Source organism: Mesorhizobium sp. M0772 (assembly GCF_040320135.1).
Classification (GTDB): Bacteria; Pseudomonadota; Alphaproteobacteria; order Rhizobiales; family Rhizobiaceae; genus Mesorhizobium.
The window spans coordinates 1-16,887 of sequence record NZ_JAMYPB010000024.1; the positions used below are offsets into that span (position 1 = coordinate 1).

Consider the following 16,887-nt stretch of genomic DNA (forward strand, 5'->3'; position numbering starts at 1 on the left):
AAGCGACACTAGCCAGTCTTGGCGCACGGCTCAAAGCAGCTACCTTGCGCAATTTCGAACGCAAGCGGCAGGCCTCGCGTGCGGCCGCCCGCGCGCTGCCCGCGCCCGACCAGTTGCTGGCGCTGCCGCGACGGCGGCTGGACGAGGCGGCCAGCCGGCTTAGCCGGGGGCTGATGGTCTCCACCGAAAGAAAGCAAGCTCGGTTCTTCGCCGTGAAGCTCACTCCGGCAACGCTGTCGCGGCGGATTGCCGAGGCGCGACGCACCAACGACCGCAACCTTTTGCGCGCCCAAGGGGCGCTGCGCGCATTGGCGAGAGCCCGGCGCGCGGAGTTGAATCGTGCGGCGGATCAGTTGCCAAAATGTGCGAAAGCATCCCTGCAACGGCACAGGCAGCAACTGGCTTTGCTGCAAGGCCGCATTACGATCGAGCCAACGGCACGGCGGCAAACCGTGCAGAGGGATCTTCTGACAGCTTTGACGAGACGCGGCACGCAAGCGGTACTGCTCAGGCTGGAGCGACTGCGCGGCCGCATCGTCCAATCCGAGAGGCTGATGGCGACGCTGTCGCACAAGGCTGTGCTGGCCCGCGGCTTCGCGCTGGTCAAGGATGCCGAGGGCGCGGTGATCAAACTGGCAGTTGATGTGGCGCCGGGCGCTGGCCTGCAGCTGGAGTTCGCCGACGGCATCGTAAATGCAATCGCGACTGGCGACGCCGAGCGGCTGGAGGCCGTTGCCAAACCAGCGGCCACGCCGCCCGCCAGCAAACCTGCCGCCGCAAAGCCCGCGGCCAGCAAACCGAAAGAACCGGGCAGTCAGGGCTCGCTTTTTTAGAGGACGGCATGACCGGACACGACCCGCATCTTCAAACGCCGGCCGGCAAGCCGCGCGCCCGTGCTTTCGGCATTGCCTTTGACGGCACGCCGGGCCGCTTCAACGCCATCACCGATGTGCCCGGCGTATCCGTCGGCTATGCGACGCTGATTTCCGGCGATGGTCCGCTCGAGGTTGGCACCGGGCCGGTGCGCACCGGCGTCACAGCCATACTGCCGCGGCCGTTGGCTGAGCTCGCCACGCCGGTGTTTGCCGGTGTCTTCAGCCAGAACGGCAACGGCGAGTTGACGGGGTCGCACATTATCGAGGAAGTCGGCGCCTTCAACCTGCCGGTCACCATCACCAACACGCATTCCTGCGGCGTCACCCGCGACGGCACGCTGCGCTGGATGCAACGCGTGCTGCCGGCGGCGCTCGACAGCGGCTGGGGCCTGCCGGTTGCGGCGGAGACCTATGATGGTTTCCTCAACGACATCAACGGTCATCACGTCGGCTTCGAAGATGTCGAAGCCGCGCTCGACGGTGCCGCCGGTGGAGCGATCGAGGAAGGCAGTGTCGGCGGTGGCACCGGCATGATTGCCTTTGGCTTCAAGGCCGGCTCGGGCACGGCATCCCGCATCATCGAGTGGCAGGGTATCAGGCATACGGTCGGCGTATTCGTGCAGGCGAATTTCGGCAAGCGGCGCAATTTCACACTGCGCGGCGCCCGCGTCGGGCCCGATCTGGTAGAGCCGGCGATGCGCGAAGGCACGCCGCGTGCCGAAAAGGGCTCGATCATCGCCATCGTCGCCACCGATGCGCCATTTCTGCCGCACCAGATGAAGCGGCTGGCAAAGCGCGTGCCGCTCGGCATCACCATGACAGGCGGCTTCGGCTACCACAGTTCGGGCGACATTTTTCTGGCCTTCACCACCGCCAATCCGCAAGCAGCACTTGCACCATCGGGACGAACCGCAAACGCCGCTTACATCCCGGACGTCGATATCGATCCGTTCTTCGATGCGGTGGCGCAAGGCATAGAGGAGGCGATCCTCAATGCAATGGTCGCCAATGAGGATATGAGCGGACGCGACAGCAATTTCGTGCCGGCGCTGCCGAAGGCCTGGCTGAAAGATCGATTTGGATAGAGCACAAGGCCTGGCGGCGCCAGGCCTGTTGCGTCACGGCTTGGCCGCGTTGCTCTGGTCGGCCTCGGCCGCCTCTTCGAGCCGCGATGCGATCAGTTCCTGGATGTCGCCGACTTCTTCCTGGATATCTTCCAGCGGAATGCCGACCTCAGCGGCCTTGGCCGCGCACTCCTTGGCGAGGGTCTCGGCCTGCTTCTCGATCTTTACCGGCGAGTGCTGGCAGTGGACCTTTTCACCGATCCATCCGCGCAAGAACTCGATCGCATGTTCACTCATACTGCTTTTCCCTGGCGGCTATGCCGGTTGGTAACCGTAAACGTCCGCACCCGGTAAAGGATGCATGCTGCCATTCGAACCGAGTCGGCTTCGCCCGGCAAGTTGATCTTGTCGGAGGTCCGAAGAGCCGAATGAAGGGAAGGGTTCAAGGAGCACGTTCTGATTGTTTGATAGAGTGGTACGTTGGCCGGATCGGCTTCGGCTCTATGCTGTTGTTCTTACGATCTTTTCCTGCTGTCGACGGCCGATTTGTATCACAATAGGGGTCACAACGCGTAACACATTTTCTGCTGCTTCGTGGTACACCGCCACAGCTACGCGGTCGAAGCCGCCGCTATATAGTGACATCATTATGCGATGTCGACTCTATCAGCTATCCTGCTTCTTTCCGCCGCGCTGTGTCAAACGTCATCCCCGTCCAGTATGGAGATTGGATGGCCCCGGAGGGCGTATGAAAATGTTGATTTTATTGCGTTTCGTGGCCAAAATCAGAACCTCTCGTCAGCGTCACCCCGCTCGACTGCCTCCGCCACACTCAGCGCCTCCGACGTCGATTCCTTGCACGTAAGGCGCGGGCCGGATGAACGACAACATTGGCGCTTTGGCAGCGCGCTCCTGCTAAGGACGATGTCTCGATGCGACAAGCTCTGCCTTGCGCTGCGCCGTCTCCAACCCGATTGCGATGAAGGCGCGCGCATGCCGGGCCAGTTCCATATTGTCGGCCCACAGATTGCGCCAGATCGCGGTCTTCCGTGACAGGTTCTCGTCGACGATCTTCGACGAGAAGGATTCAAAGCTGAGGTCGTCCCTATAGCCGATTGCGGTCAGCGCATCGAAGATGGCGGCAAAGTCGATATTGCCGGTGCCGAGGAAACCGCGATGGCTCTCGCCGATATGTACATAACCGATCTTGTCAGCGGCATGGCGGATAGCCAGTCCGACATCGGCCTCCTCGATGTTCATGTGGAAGGTATCGAGATGCAGGAAGATGTTGTCGGAGCCGGTGTCCGCGATGAAGGCCAGGCCTTGTGAAGCGGTGTTGAGCAGATTGCTTTCGAAGCGATTGACGATCTCCAGATTGAGCGTGACTCCGGCGGACTTGGCCGTCTCCGCAACCTTCGCAAGTGTCCCCGCGCTGCGGTTCCACTGATCGCGCGTCGGCGCCTGCGTCTGCAAGCCATGGCTGGTGCTGAGGATGCCGCCAACCTTCTGGCCGCCGAGATCGCGGGTAAGCGCGATCGTCTCGTTGAGGATCTCGACGCCGCGCGCGGCAACCGCCTTGTCGGCACTCGAAATGTCGCCATCGGCCGGCAGGCCGATGCTGATCGCGACGCCGAGTTTGAGGTCGGCGATGCGCCTGGCCAACCCGCCAACGTCGACATTGGCCGGGTCAAGATAGGAGAACTCGATCAGGTCGAAACCGGCCTCCTTGGTGTTGGCCAGCGTCCGTTCGAGGTCGCCTTGCGCCGAACTCGCCGACCAGACGAAGGAATGAATACCGATGCGCGACATGATCGTCTCCCGTTTCTGAATTGAGATGCGGCCGGGTTGCCCCGGCCGCATCGGCCTTGGGAGGCTTAGCGGGCTGCGGTCCAGCCCTTGTAGTCTTTCAGGTTCTCGGCCGTGATCAGCTTCGGGTCGAGCAGCACGGTCGGCTCCGCCGGCTTCTTGCCGGCAAGCAGCTCAGCCGCCATCGTCAGCGACTGGCCAGCCATCACATAGGGATCCTGCGAAGCCGAGGCCTTGATCATCGAGGTGCCGGAAGCGAGTTCCTTCTCGATATCGGGCGCTCCATCCACTGCGGTGAAGATGAACTCCGAGCGATTGAGCTGCTTGGCCGCAAGCTGGGCGCCGATCGCCGTCGGATCGTTGATGGCAAACACCGCATCGATCTTGTCGAAGCGGGTCAGCAGCGACTGAAAGACCTTCAGGCCGCCGTCGCGCGAGCCTTCGGCATTCTGGTCGTCGGAGAGGATCTTGATGTCGGGGTGTTTTGCAAGGACGTCCTTGCAGCCCTTCACCCGCTCCAGGATCGACGACGACGCCGGGCCGTTGAGGATGACGTAGTCGCCCTTGCCGCCGGTGTGGTCGACCAGGTACTGGCAGGCCTCTTCGCCGGCCTTGACGTTGTTGGTCATGACGGTGACGTCGGCGCCTGGCGCCGAGACGTCGAAGGCGGCAACGACGATGCCCGCTGCTTGCGCCTTCTTCACCGCCGGGCCGATCGCCTTGGCATCGACCGCATTGAGCATGATCACGTCGACCCCGGCGGCGATGAAGGAATCGACCTGAGAGACCTGCTTGTTGAGGTCGTAGTCGGCCGACACTGACGTCACCTCGACCTTCGGGTTGATCTTCTTGGCCGCGTCCTCGATGCCCTTGATGGTGGCGACGAAGAAGGGGTTGCCGAGCAGGCCGACCGAGATGCCGACCTTGTTGAGGTCCTTGGCCGATGCGGGCGCGATGGCGGCAGCCGCGAGTGCGACGCCGCAGAGCAGTTTAGCGATGGTCTTCATTGCTTTCCTCCAATTGCCCCGCGCCTCTCACGGTGCGTTACACAAACCGGTCGTTTACGCCGGCGACCAAGGTCAATCACGTTCTCGCTCCTGCCTGGAGCCTGTAGCGGTCGAGGGCGACTGCCACGATGATGACCAATCCCTTGATGATGTACTGCCAGATGTCTGAGACACCGGCCAAGATAAGCCCGTTGGAGAGCACCGCTATGATCAGGCCACCGATCAGCGTACCCCAGATCGAGCCGACGCCGCCGACGAAGCTGGTGCCGCCGAGAATGACCGCGGCAATGGCGTCGAGTTCGTAAGACTGCCCAAGCTGCAGCCCGTTGGCCGCATAGAGCCGGGCCGCTGACATGGCGCCGCCAAGGCCGGCCAGCAGGCCGGAAACGCCATAGACAAAGAGCAGCACCAGCGGCACCTTGATGCCGGTCAGCCGCGCCGCTTCGGCATTGCCGCCAACGGCATAGATCCAGGTGCCGAGCACGGTGCGCTTGAGCACCAGCCAGGACAGCACCACGACCGACAAGGCGATGATGACCAGCCACGGAATGCCGAACAGCGTACCGTTGCCGATGAAGTCGAACGGCAGGTCCGAGTTGAACACCGTGGTGTCCTGGCCGAGCAGGCGGGCGACGCCGCGCACAGCGGTCAGCGACCCCAGCGTGACGATGAAGGGCGGCAGTCTGATATAGGCGATCAGCAGCCCGTTGATGACGCCGAAGCCGAGGCCGACGAGAATGGCCGCCGGCACGCCCAGCAGTCCCCAATCAGGCACCAGCGACACCATCACCGCCACCATCGCCGAGGCGGCAAGTATCGAGCCAACGGACAGGTCGATCCCGCCGGTCAGGATGACGAAGGTCATGCCCGCTGCCAGCACAATGTTGATCGACGATTGCTGCATGACGATCAGCAAATTGGTCTGGGTGAAGAAGCGCGCGTTCATCAACTGAAAGCCGACCGCCAGCAGGATCAGGATCGGCAGCATGCCAAGGGCGGCGAAGGCGGTGCGCAACCGCCGGCTCCTGCCGACAGCTTGGCCACTGATCTCGGTCGCCTTGTCGGTCATCCCTTGGCCGCTCCCGTTGCAAGTTCCATGATTGCTTCCTGGCGCAGCGGCTGGTCTTTGGACGCCGTCACCTCGCCGGCGATCGTGCCGTCGCGCATTACCAGCACGCGGTCGGCGACGCCGATCACCTCCGGCAGTTCGCTGGAGATCATCAGAATGGCGATGCCCTTTTTGGCGAGATTGTCGATCAGCCGGTAGATTTCCGACTTCGCTCCGACATCGACGCCGCGCGTCGGTTCATCCAGGATGACCACTTGCGGCTCGGTCTCGAGCAGGCGGGCAAGCAACACTTTCTGCTGGTTGCCGCCCGACAGCGAACCGGCATTGGCCTGTACCGACCTGGTGCGGATGGAGAGATCCGAAACGGCCGTGGCAGCACGTATCTCGGCGGCTTTGAAATCGCGCAAGCCGCCGGGCCGCGCATCCCTGGCCAGCACGCCCATGCTGATGTTGTCGGATATCGACATGTCGAGGAACAGGCCGAGCTCCTTGCGGTCCTCGGTGAGATAGGCGATGCCGGCATTCAGTGCCTCGCTTGGCGAGCCGATGGTTACGGGCTTGCCGTCGAGTTCCAGCGTGCCGGCGATGCGTCTGTCGGCACCGAAGATCAGTCGCGCGAGTTCGGTGCGGCCCGAGCCGACAAGGCCAGCCAGAGCCAGCACCTCGCCCTTATACAGTTCGAAGGAGCAGTTCTTCAGGAGATTGCCGTCCGCCATGCCGCGCACCGACAAGGCGACCGCGCGCTTGTTGTCCGGCGGGCGATGATCCTTCCTGTAAAAAGCGGACAGGTCGCGGCCAACCATCATCGAGACGAGGCGCGAGGCGTTCAGCTCGGCGCGCTCGAGTGTGCCGACATAGCCGCTGTCGCGCAGCACGCTGACACGGTCGGCCAACTGGTAGACCTCTTCCATGCGGTGGCTGATGTAGATGATGGCGATGCCTTGCGACTTCAGCGTCGCGATGACCTCGAAGAGACGGTCGGTCTCGCGCGAGGTCAGCGAGGTGGTTGGCTCGTCCATGACGATGATGCGCGCGCTGGTCGAAAGCGCGCGGGCGATTTCGACCAGCTGACGCTCGCCGAGCGATAGGCTGGAAACCTGGGCCCGTGCGGAGAAGGACACGCCGAGACGCTTGATGATCTCATTGCTGCGCCGGTAGCATTGGTCGCGGTCGACGATGCCGAAACGCCTCGGCTCATTGCCGAGGAAGATGTTCTGCGCGACCGTCAGGTTGGGCGCCAGCGACAGTTCCTGATAGATAACCGCAATGCCGTGAGCCCGCGCCTTGATCGGGTCGCCGGTGGCGACCGGCACGCCGTCAATCAGTATCTCGCCGCCGGCATCAGGCCGATAGGCGCCGGACAGCACCTTCATCAAAGTCGACTTGCCGGCACCGTTTTCACCCATCAGCGCATGGACTTCGCCGGCATGGACGGTCAGCGACACGTCCTGCAAGGCGCGGACTGGCCCGAACGTCTTCGAGATGTGCCGCATTTCCAGCACTGGCTGGCGCGTGACTTCGGCCTGAGCAGCGACGATCACCGTGCGCCTCCCGCTGCCGCGCGGGGGATGCCCTGCTCGCCGATGAGGCCACGCCATGTGTCGCGATATCGGGCAAGTCCGGTGAAGCTTGCGGCACGCACGGGCTCCGGCACTTCCGCGGCAAATTCGCGGCCGACGGTCTCGAAGGCCAGCGCCGCCGCCCCGGTGGCGCTGCCCTCCAGTGTGGCCCCTTGCAGGAAGGCCTGGCTGGGACGCAGTTGCGCCACTAGCCCGGCGAGCAGGCCGCCAGCGTTCAGTCCGCCATCGACGATCACGGTGTTGTCCGAATGGATCTGGTCGAGGCAGAGGTCGACCATCAGCGCGACGTAGAGCAGCGCCACGGCTGCGCGTTCCTCGGCGCTTGGCATGCGGCCGACCAATTTGCCGGCGCGGCCGGGCATTGGTCCGCCCGGCGCGAAGCTCGGCAGCGCCATGCTGCCGGCGTTGATCACCCGCTGCACTGCCGCCGGCGCGATCGCGCCTTGCCAGCCGTCGCTGATCGTGGCGAATTCGCGCCCGCCCATGAAGCGGATGGTCGGCACAGGGCCGCCGTCGATATCGACATTGACCAGCATGTCGCGCTGGCCATCGAGCGCGTCGAGCAGGCAATCCGGATTAAGCACGACGACCCAGGTGCCGGTCGAGACGACGGTGACCGGGCCAAGCTCCTGCCGGCGATAGGCATGGAGCGCGGCATTGCTGTCATGGACACCATTGTGGATGGCGATCCGCCGCTTCGTGTCGCCGAGGCGTTGCTCGCCGACAACCGAGCCCGCCCGCTCGAAAGCGGGCATCCGGTCGCGCCAGCCCTCAATATCGACCAGCGAACTGAAGTCGCGCTTGCGCGGCGCCCATAAATGCGAGTGGCAGCCGAGATAGGACACTTCCGAGACCGCCCGGCCGCCAAACCGCCAGCTCCAGTATTGTGGATAGCCGAGGATCGATTTCGCGGCCGTGAATGCACCGGGTTGCACCGCCTGTAGCCACAGCATGTGGCGACCGTAGTTGAAGCCGAGCGGCAATCGCGGCGAGAAGGTCTCGGTGAAATCCGGAACGAGGCGATCTATTTGCGCGGCAATATCAGCCGGCGGCTCTTGCTCGTAGTCGAGTATCGGATGCGTCAGCGCCGCCTCGTCGACCAGGGCAAAGGTGCAGCCATGGCCCGACACCATCACGCCCTCTACGCCATGGACGTCGGTGGCCTCGCTTACGGCGCGAACCGCCCAATCGTGAAGTGCTGCCTCATCAAGCACGCTGAAGCCATCTTTGCGCATCCAGTTCGGCCGGGTCCGGCGCTCGTCGACGATGCGCCCGTCCTGAGCGAAGACGAACAGCTTCGAATTGGTCTTGCCGAAATCGAGGACGGCCATCTTCACTGGATGGCTCCCGAAGCCGAAGCGATGCGCACCATGACGCCCGCGTCTTCCAGCATGCGCGCGTCAACGTCGGACAGGCCGTCATCGGTCACCAGCGTGCCGATGCGCGACAAGGGCAGCGCGATGTTACGGGCGTGGATCGACAGTTTGCGGCTGTCGGCCAGCACCACGATCTGGTCGGCACACAGGCTGAGATCGGCGATGGAGCGGACCAGCAGCGGGTGCGATTCCAGCACGCCCTCCTGGCCAAGGCCTTGCGCGCCGAGAAAGAACTTCGATGCGTAGAACGGCTCCGCCTGGGTCGGTGAATGGATGATGCCCGGCTCACGATGCAGATCGCCGCCGGCAACGGCCAGGCTGCAATGGCCGTGGTCGCTCAGATAGGCCGCGAGCGGCATCGAATTGGTATAGAGACGGATGCTGCGCTCGGCGAGCTTGACCCCGAGGTGGAAGCAGGTCGAACCGCCGTGCACGATGACCGCATCGCCGTCGCGCACCATCGTGGCCGCGAGAGCGGCGATCTGCCGCTTGGCCTCGACCGCGAGGTCGCGGTTCTCGTCATAGGGCCTGGCATAGGCAACACCCGCCTGTGAAGCGCCGTCGAGCGCCGAGATGCCGCCATAGACCTTCCGTGCTTCACCGGCCTCGTCCATCTTGTCGATGTCGCGCCGCACCGTCGCCGCCGACACGCCGAGCTGCTCCTGCAGTTCGCGCACCGACGCGAAGGGGCGATCCCGCAGCAACTCGACGATCTGACGCTGGCGGCCCGAGTCGCTCAATCGTTTTTCCTCCCAGGAGCCGTTTTTGCCACGGCATTTGACGTAACTTACTCAACATCTTTCCGATTGCAAGAACCTTTGATGACATTAGATCACTATTGACGTAAGTCGCTCGCATCTGCGATACACATCAACATCCCACGACGGGTATCCGAAGCTGCGAGGCTGACGGAGCTGATAGAGGAAATGCGCCATGGCGACCTATGCGGATGCGCAGGAAATGGCTGCCTTGCGGGCGCTTTCGGCCAGCATCGGGCGCAACCCAAACCTGACCCAGGCCGCCGGCGGCAACACCTCGCTGAAAGCCGGCGACACGCTGTGGATCAAGGCTTCCGGCACATGGCTGAAGGATGCGCTCTCCGAAGACATCATGGTCCCGGTGGCGATGGCGCCGCTGCTCAGGGCTGTCGAACAGCGCGACAGCGCTGCCGACCAGCCGCAGATCTTCGCTATCGAGACGCTCAACGCCCGGCGCCTGCGCCCTTCGATTGAAACCACCGTTCACGCGCTGATGCCGCAGCGCGTCGTCCTGCATGTCCATTGCGTCGAGACCATTTCGCTGGCGGTACAGGCCGATTGCGAGATGGAAGCCGCCAGACGCCTTGATGGTCTCAAATGGGTGTATGTCCCTTATTTCCGTCCAGGCCTGCCGCTTGCCCAGGGTATTGCCGAGCGGCTTCAGGCTGGGGTCGACGTGCTGATCCTTGCCAATCACGGGCTGGTCGTCGCGGCCGATACCGTCGCCGAGGCCGAAGTGCTGCTGCGCGGCGTCACGCTGCTTCTGGCGCGGCCGGCGCGCCAGGTGGCGGAACCGGATGTTGCGGCATTGGCGGCGCTGGCCGGGAAAACCGGTTACAGGCTGCCGGCGGAAATCGAGGCGCATGCGGTCGCCATCGATCCCGAAAGCCGCCGCATGGCGTCGGGGGGCAGCCTCTACCCCGATCACGTCATCTTTCTGGGTCGGGGGTCGGTGGTGGCAAAGCCCGGTGAGGATGTGCCGCGCGTCATGGAGCGGTGCGGTGCAAACCCCGTGGCGATCCTGTTTCCCGGGCTGGGCGTGCTGATGCGCGGCGACGCCAGTGCGGGCGCCGACGCCATGCAACGCTGCCTTGCCGACGTGACGGCACGCATCGACATTGCAGCGCGGCTGAACTACCTCACCGCCGCCGAGAACGATGAACTGGTCAACTGGGACGCCGAGAAGTATCGCCAGAAACTCAATGCCGCCAGCCGCTGACACGCCGCTTGCCATAGGCATCGACATCGGCACGTCCGGCGCGCGTGCGGTCGCCATGCGTCCGGATTTTTCCATCGCCGCGCGTTCCGCCGTTTCGCTCGAGTTGTTTGGCCGGAATGCCCGCGACCCTGAAGTGTGGTGGTCAGCGGTCGGCGCAGCGCTGGCGGAACTGCTTTCGGGCATCGACCGAACAGCGGTCCGGTCGATCGCTGTTGACGGCACTTCAGGTACGTTGCTGCCGGTCGACGGCGCCGGGCGGCCGCTGGCGGAGCCGCTGATGTACAACGATACGGTCGCCGACAACGCCATTCTGGTCGCGATCGCTCGCGAAGCCCCAGCGACCAGTGCCGCACTTGGGGCGACGTCCGGTCTCGCCAAGGCGCTCTGGTTCCAGCGCACGCCCGGTGTTGCCGCGGTGCTGCATCAGGCGGACTGGATCGCGGGACAATTCTCCGGTCGCTTCGATGTCAGCGACGAGAACAATGCCTTGAAAACCGGTTACGACATCACGGCCCGCTGCTGGCCGGACTGGATTGCGGCCACCGAAATGCGCATGGAGTTGCTGCCCGGCGTCGTCAGGCCGGGCGATGTCGTTGGCAAGCTAACCGCGGATGCCGCGGATATGTTCGGCTTACCGCGCGAAATCGCCGTCGTCGCCGGAACGACCGATGGCTGCGCCTCGTTCCTGGCGACAGGTGCCGCGGCAATAGGCGACGGCGTCACCGTGCTGGGGTCGTCGTTGACCGTCAAGATCCTGTCCGACCGGCCTATCTCGGCGCCACGCTTCGGCATCTACAGCCATCGGCTTGGAGATGTCTGGCTGGCGGGCGGCGCATCGAACTCCGGCGGCAAGGTGCTGACACAGCATTTCCCTCTGGCGCGCATCGTCGAGCTGAGCATGGCGATCGACCCGATGACCGAGACCGGCCTCGACTACTATCCTCTTGCCACTGCAGGTGAACGCTTTCCGATCGCCGATCCGGCACTGCCGCCGCGTCTTGTGCCGCGACCGGTGGAGGACGCCGACTATCTGAAAGCGATGTTGGAGGGTATCGCCGCGATCGAGGCACTCGGCTACGACAGGCTCGCCGAGCTCGGCGCGCCGCGGCTGACATCGGTCAGAAGCGTCGGCGGCGGTGCGGCGAATGCCGCCTGGACGGCGATCCGGCAGCGCAGACTTGGTGTTGATTTCCTGCCGGCACTTTCGGACGAAGCCGCCGCCGGCACGGCGCGGCTGGCGCTGACGGGCGCAACCGCGGCGGGGCTTCTATGAGCGCGAAAACAGTCGAACACCTCAACGGCGTCAACCAGCTGGCCGAGCGCTATGATTTTTTCCTGCTCGATCAGTTCGGCGTGCTCCATGACGGCGCCAGCCCCTATCCAGGGGCGGTGGAAGCACTGTCGGCGCTGAAGCGCGCCGGCAAGACCATTGTGCTGATCTCGAACTCCGGCAAGCGGGCGGGGCCTAACGAGAGCCGGCTGCTAAAGCTCGGCTTCGAACCGGGAAGCTGGGACCATTTTGTTTCTTCCGGCGAGGTCGCGTGGGAGTTCTTCCACGACATGGCGGTATCCGGAAAGCTACTGCCAAACACGAAATGCCTGTTGATAAGCCGCGACGATGACCGCTCGGCGATCGAAGGTCTGCCCTTCGCATTGACCAAGGACGGTGACGATGCCGGGCTGGTGCTGATTTCGGCCAGCGAGGGCGACCGCTACGATCTTGAGCACTATCGCCGGCTTCTTGCGCCGGCTGCGGTGCGGCAGGTGCCATGCTTTTGCACCAACCCTGACAAGATCATGCTAACGGCGGTGGGGCCGCGCTTCGGCGCCGGCCGGCTGGCGGATCTCTACGAGGACCTCGGTGGTAGCGTCACGCGTATCGGCAAGCCTTACCCCACTATATTCGGCGCTGCGCTAGCGGTGGCAGGCAATCCAGACCGCAGCACTGTGGTCTGCGTCGGCGACAGCGTCGAACACGACATCGCCGGCGGACTTGCTGCCGGCGTGGCCACGGTGCTGGTTCTGTCAGGAATATTGGCGGACACACCTGACCTGTTCGACCTATTAGACACGATGGACGCCTACCCGGATTACACCATGGATGGCTTCAGGTTTCGCTGATTTGATTAACCCGGCAGCGCTCGCGCCCGAATCCGGCCTCAACGCCTCGTGGCCACGAGCATTGGCCGGCTGGCTCAAGACTGCCGAACAGCGCGGATCCAGTCGAGCCGCGCGGCTGGAATGAGGCCGTAATTGTAGAAATTGACGCCGTCCACACCGGGCGCCAGCGCCGGCTTCACCTTGGCCGCGAGGATGTCGGGGCGGGCCATTTCCGGATAGAACAGCCGGTAGCCGGCGCCGAGGAATTTGTCCGCGCCCAGTGCCGCACGGCCGGCCGCCATCAGGCTGGCGACATCGCCGGCCTGCATGTCGTAGGCGCACAGGATCGCCCCGTCGCAGACCTTGCCCAGCGCTGCCAGATCGCAACCGCCAAGCCAGCCGTCTTTCAGATCGATAATGACGACCCGCGTCGTGGGATCGGCTACCTCGCGCAGTTCGGCGACCAGGCTGGTCACTGGCTCGAATCGCCACAAGAGATAGGCATGGAGCTCCGGCCACGGCGCAAAGGCGTCGAGGCCGCAGGCGGGGAAATCGGGAAAGCGCCGCTCAGGCACCGCACGCTCGCAGGTCTCGACGATCCATTGCCTGGTGAGCTTACGCGCCGCCTCGGCATCGATGCCGGCTTTTGCCGCACGGGCGACGCAGGACGGACAGAAGCACAGAGACAAAAGAAAATCGTCTTCCGGCGTCAGCCCGACACCGTCCTTCTCGTGATGGTATTCATGGGCAAAGCCCATGAAGGACGGGCTTTCAAGTTCTATCCGGTCCGGCCGATAGCTGTGCGAGATGTCGGCGATCAGCGCGCGGACATAGGCGCGCGCATCGGGATGGGACGGGCAGAGATTGTAGTAGTTGGCGTCGCCGAAGGCGTTGCGGGTGACGGCCTGCGGATGCAGCATGCCCAGGCGGGTGTTGTGCAGGCAGACCGTCCAGCACGAAACGCCTAGCCCGCCCGCGTCGCGACGGCGGATGAGCTGACCGAGCACGTCGCCGCCCTCGGTGATCACGTCAGCCACCTTGGGTTGGATGGCTAGACTTCCCCAGCGCGCTGCGGTCGGCTTGAAATAGATGGTGCCGTCCTCAGGGAAATAGGCCTTGCGGCGCGGACTGCGCGGCTGCAGGAAGCGCCCGGCATGATAGGATGTCGCCAGGCTGATCATGTTGAGCCCGGCGCGCCCGACAAGATCACGTTCGACCGTCTCCAGGCCGAGATCCTGGATGTCCCAGGGATAGGTCCACATGGACAGTTGCTGCATGGAATATCCTCTGCCTGATCCGGGTTTGGCTCAGCCGTCGACCGGCTCTGCGACCTGCATTAGGCAGTCGCCCGCCTCACACATCGTGTGCAGCCGGCGCGACAGCACCAAGCCGCTTTCGGCGAAATGCAGGGCCTCCTCGGCAACATCGAGCCGCTCGAGATCGTGGTACCAGCCGGCCAATTGTCCTGAAGTGACACTGTCGCCGAGCCTGGCGGCGGGCTCGAACCAGCCGCGGCGGGTAGCATAGAGGCCCTGGCTGTGCCTGGACAGGGACAGCAGCCTTGTCGGCGCCGAATGCTTTTCGCCAGCGCCAAGAACCGGCGCGCCGACCACACCCATTGCTATCATCAGACGGTCGAGTGCGCGGGCCGTGATCGCCATCGAATCGACCGTTGCGGTGCCACCGCCGCCGAACTCACCGCTGACGCCGACGGCGCCGGCGCGGCGCGCTGCGCCCATCGAGGTTGGCGAGGCCTGGCCGTTGTCAGCGATAAAGCCGTAGGGCATGCCGAGCTTGCGCATCAGCTCGACGCCACGCCGGTGGCGCTCGGGATCGGCGTTGCGTTCGACCAGCGCGGTCGGCAGATGCTCCATCGACGTGCCGCCCGAATGGATATCGAAGACGACGTCGTGACGGGGGAACAGCTCCGTCTCAAGGAAATTGGCGAGCCGGCTTGTCGGCGTTCCCGAGGGATCGCCGGGAAAGGCCCGGTTGAGATTGCCGCCGTCGAGCGGCGAGCAGCGCTTGGCGGCCATCACCGCAGGGGCGTTGGCCATCGGCATGATGGTGATGCGGCCCTTGATGCGCTTCGGATCGAGCCGGCGCACCAGTTTTGCCAGCGACAGCTCGCCCTCATATTCGTCGCCGTGATTGCCGGCCATCAAAAGCAGTGTGGGGCCGTCGCCGTTGCGGATGAGGCAGATCGGCACCTTGACCTGAAAGTAGGGCGAGCGATCGATCGAGAACGGAATGCTTAGATGGCTGAGCGTCTTGCCGTCGCGGTCGAAATCGAGCGTGTGGGCGAGGCCGGTGTGCATGGTCAGACCGCCGCGACCGCGGTGATTTCGATGCGCAGATCAGGGTCGGCAAGGCGCGCCTCGACGCAGGCCCGCGCCGGCAGGCGGGCAGGATCGATCCAGGCATCGTAGATGCTGTTCATGGCCTCGAAATCACCGATCTGCGGCAGGAAGATGTTGACCGCCACCAGCTTCGACTTGCTGCTGCCGGCCTCGACCAGCAGCGCCTCGACTTTGGCCAGCACGTCGCTGGTCTGGCCTTCGATGCCGGCCTTGCGATCGTTGGCCACCTGGCCGGCTATGTGAACGAGGCCGCCATAGACGACTGCCTGCGACATGCGCGAGCCGGACTGAAAATACTTGATCATATCGGATCCTTTCGAGGTTCTCTTTTTGGGGGATCTGGTCAGCCGAACCAGGTGGGGAAAGCGTGGCGGACGTGGCCGGTCGCGTCGACGCCGAAGATCACGCGATAACGGTCGAGGCAGGTGCAGGGATGCGAGATGCCGAATTCGACGACGTCGCCGACGGCCACGTCGTCGCTCGGTGCAATCGACAGGAAGGAATGCTGGTCGTTGAGCTTGACCACCTCGGCGCGCGCCGCCGGCATCGGCAGCGGCTTGCAGGCACGAAAGACGGTGAGCGGCGTTGGAAAGCCCTGGTCGAACGACACGTCGCGCATGCCCATGCCGCAGATGACAAGGCCCGGCTCCGGACGCGACAGCACTTCGGCCCAAAGGCGTAGCGCAGGGCGAAAGGAATGCCGCGCCGAAGCGCTGATGCCGCCTATGGCAAAACCCTTGCGGGTATCGAGGGCGCCGAGCGAACGGTCATAGGTGCCGTGGTCGTGGAAGAAGATGGCGCCGCTGCGCAGCACCAGCGTTGCGTTGCCGTCGCTGGAAACGAGGGGTGCAAGCGCCGCGACCACCTGGTCGAAGAAGGCGGAGCCGCCGGCTGTGACGATCAGCGGTGCGTCGCCGCCGACGCGGGCACGCAGCCGCAGGAACATGTCGGCGGTCATTGCCAGCAGGCCGGATATCACCTCATCGGTGCGACCGGGCTCGGGTTGCGCCGCCGCCCCTTCATAGGTCGCAACGCCGGCGATCAGCAGCCGCCCGCCGGCAGCCGTGATCGCATCGGCCATGGCCTCGGCTTGCGCGGTGGTGCGGGCGCCCGCCCTGCCCGCACCAAGTTCGACCAGCACATGCAAAGGCGGCAGTGCCGCATTGGCGCGCCAAGCCTCGGAAAGCGCGTTCACGGCGTCGACCGAGTCGGCAAAGACATAGAGCTCGGCATCCGGCCAGGCACCAGCAAGCACGGCCAGCCGGTTGGCGCCGCCGGCTCCGCCAACCTCATTGGCGATGATCAGCCGTGTCAAGCCGGCCTTCAGCATCACTGTCGCTTGCCTGATGTCGGCGACCGTCGTGCCCCATGCGCCGGCCTCGACCAGCGACCGGGCAAGGTCGGGCGCCATCGGCGTCTTGGCATGCGGAGCGATCTCAACATTGTGTTCGCGCGCATAGCGCAGGAACAGGTCGCGATTGGCGGAGAAGGCCGCCTCGTCGAGGGTCAGCACCGGAAGCGCCATGCGTCCATCCGCGGGATGCCAGTGCTCGGCCGCGACAAGGCTGCTGTCAAGCCCGGTTGTGCCGGGAGGCACGCCGCGGATGCGGTCGTCGAGCTGAAAATTTTCGTGCACCGAAAGGGCTGGAACCGGTGAGTTTTCAGTCATGCGA

At 64.4% G+C, this 16,887-nt stretch carries 16 protein-coding genes; 5 read left to right on the forward strand and 11 right to left on the reverse strand.

Translation table 11 applies throughout. The features are described 5' to 3' along the window. Both NKI06_RS17230 and NKI06_RS17235 read left to right on the forward strand, forming a co-directional pair. Window positions 1-833, forward strand: an 833-nt coding sequence (locus NKI06_RS17230) for an exodeoxyribonuclease VII large subunit (RefSeq protein ID WP_352986330.1), incomplete at its 5' end; no start/stop codon positions are given. Window positions 834-841: 8 nt separating this feature from the next. Further along, window positions 842-1,960, forward strand: coding sequence for a DmpA family aminopeptidase (locus NKI06_RS17235; protein ID WP_352986331.1), 1,119 nt, complete (start codon window positions 842-844; stop codon window positions 1,958-1,960). 33 nt (window positions 1,961-1,993) lie between these two features. Here the strand turns inward: NKI06_RS17235 and NKI06_RS17240 are convergent, their stop codons facing one another. The 7 genes from NKI06_RS17240 to NKI06_RS17270 all read right to left on the reverse strand — a co-directional run bounded on the left by NKI06_RS17240 (window position 1,994) and on the right by NKI06_RS17270 (window position 9,517). Continuing rightward, window positions 1,994-2,236, reverse strand: coding sequence for a DUF768 domain-containing protein (locus NKI06_RS17240; protein ID WP_023670565.1), 243 nt, complete (start codon window positions 2,234-2,236; stop codon window positions 1,994-1,996). Window positions 2,237-2,854: 618 nt separating this feature from the next. After that, complete coding sequence (locus NKI06_RS17245; protein WP_352986333.1) at window positions 2,855-3,748, reverse strand: sugar phosphate isomerase/epimerase family protein; 894 nt, start codon at window positions 3,746-3,748, stop codon at window positions 2,855-2,857. Window positions 3,749-3,813: 65 nt separating this feature from the next. Next, window positions 3,814-4,752 carry an ABC transporter substrate-binding protein gene (locus tag NKI06_RS17250; RefSeq protein ID WP_023670567.1) on the reverse strand — a complete coding sequence of 313 codons (939 nt, stop codon included), beginning with the start codon at window positions 4,750-4,752 and terminating at the stop codon, window positions 3,814-3,816. 76 nt (window positions 4,753-4,828) lie between these two features. Beyond that, window positions 4,829-5,821 carry an ABC transporter permease subunit gene (locus NKI06_RS17255; protein WP_023710139.1) on the reverse strand — a complete coding sequence of 331 codons (993 nt, stop codon included), beginning with the start codon at window positions 5,819-5,821 and terminating at the stop codon, window positions 4,829-4,831. After that, window positions 5,818-7,314 carry a sugar ABC transporter ATP-binding protein gene (locus NKI06_RS17260; protein ID WP_352986386.1) on the reverse strand — a complete coding sequence of 499 codons (1,497 nt, stop codon included), beginning with the start codon at window positions 7,312-7,314 and terminating at the stop codon, window positions 5,818-5,820. The genes NKI06_RS17255 and NKI06_RS17260 overlap by 4 nt, the downstream gene beginning before the upstream one ends. Before the next feature lie 44 nt (window positions 7,315-7,358). Continuing rightward, complete coding sequence (locus NKI06_RS17265) at window positions 7,359-8,738, reverse strand: FGGY-family carbohydrate kinase (protein WP_352986335.1); 1,380 nt, start codon at window positions 8,736-8,738, stop codon at window positions 7,359-7,361. Further along, entirely contained in the window at window positions 8,735-9,517 is a 783-nt protein-coding gene (locus tag NKI06_RS17270; RefSeq protein ID WP_352986337.1) for a DeoR/GlpR family DNA-binding transcription regulator, read from the reverse strand. The genes NKI06_RS17265 and NKI06_RS17270 overlap by 4 nt, the downstream gene beginning before the upstream one ends. A gap of 193 nt (window positions 9,518-9,710) precedes the next feature. On the opposite strand from NKI06_RS17270, the gene NKI06_RS17275 reads away from it, so the two are divergent. The 3 genes from NKI06_RS17275 to NKI06_RS17285 are packed head-to-tail and all read left to right on the forward strand — an operon-like array spanning window position 9,711 to window position 12,875. Further along, window positions 9,711-10,754, forward strand: a complete 1,044-nt coding sequence (locus NKI06_RS17275; protein ID WP_352986339.1) for a class II aldolase/adducin family protein — start codon at window positions 9,711-9,713, stop codon at window positions 10,752-10,754. Further along, the gene (locus NKI06_RS17280; RefSeq protein ID WP_352986341.1) at window positions 10,738-12,027 is read left to right on the forward strand and encodes an FGGY-family carbohydrate kinase; all 1,290 of its coding nucleotides are present in this window, start codon (window positions 10,738-10,740) and stop codon (window positions 12,025-12,027) included. The genes NKI06_RS17275 and NKI06_RS17280 overlap by 17 nt, the downstream gene beginning before the upstream one ends. Continuing rightward, the gene (locus tag NKI06_RS17285; RefSeq protein WP_023748641.1) at window positions 12,024-12,875 is read left to right on the forward strand and encodes a TIGR01459 family HAD-type hydrolase; all 852 of its coding nucleotides are present in this window, start codon (window positions 12,024-12,026) and stop codon (window positions 12,873-12,875) included. Before NKI06_RS17280 ends, NKI06_RS17285 begins: the two co-directional genes overlap by 4 nt. Before the next feature lie 74 nt (window positions 12,876-12,949). Here the strand turns inward: NKI06_RS17285 and NKI06_RS17290 are convergent, their stop codons facing one another. Genes NKI06_RS17290 through NKI06_RS17305 form a run of 4 tightly spaced genes read right to left on the reverse strand, consistent with a single transcriptional unit; the run spans window position 12,950 to window position 16,883 of the window. After that, entirely contained in the window at window positions 12,950-14,131 is a 1,182-nt protein-coding gene (locus tag NKI06_RS17290; RefSeq protein ID WP_352513142.1) for a hypothetical protein, read from the reverse strand. Between the two features lie 30 nt (window positions 14,132-14,161). Then, on the reverse strand, window positions 14,162-15,172 hold the full coding sequence (locus NKI06_RS17295) for a succinylglutamate desuccinylase/aspartoacylase family protein (protein WP_352986343.1): 1,011 nt from the start codon (window positions 15,170-15,172) through the stop codon (window positions 14,162-14,164). A 2-nt stretch (window positions 15,173-15,174) separates the two neighbouring features. Next, entirely contained in the window at window positions 15,175-15,519 is a 345-nt protein-coding gene (locus NKI06_RS17300; RefSeq protein WP_023670576.1) for a RidA family protein, read from the reverse strand. 38 nt (window positions 15,520-15,557) lie between these two features. Continuing rightward, window positions 15,558-16,883 carry an alanine racemase gene (locus tag NKI06_RS17305; RefSeq protein ID WP_352986345.1) on the reverse strand — a complete coding sequence of 442 codons (1,326 nt, stop codon included), beginning with the start codon at window positions 16,881-16,883 and terminating at the stop codon, window positions 15,558-15,560. Between the last annotated feature and the right edge of the window lie 4 nt (window positions 16,884-16,887).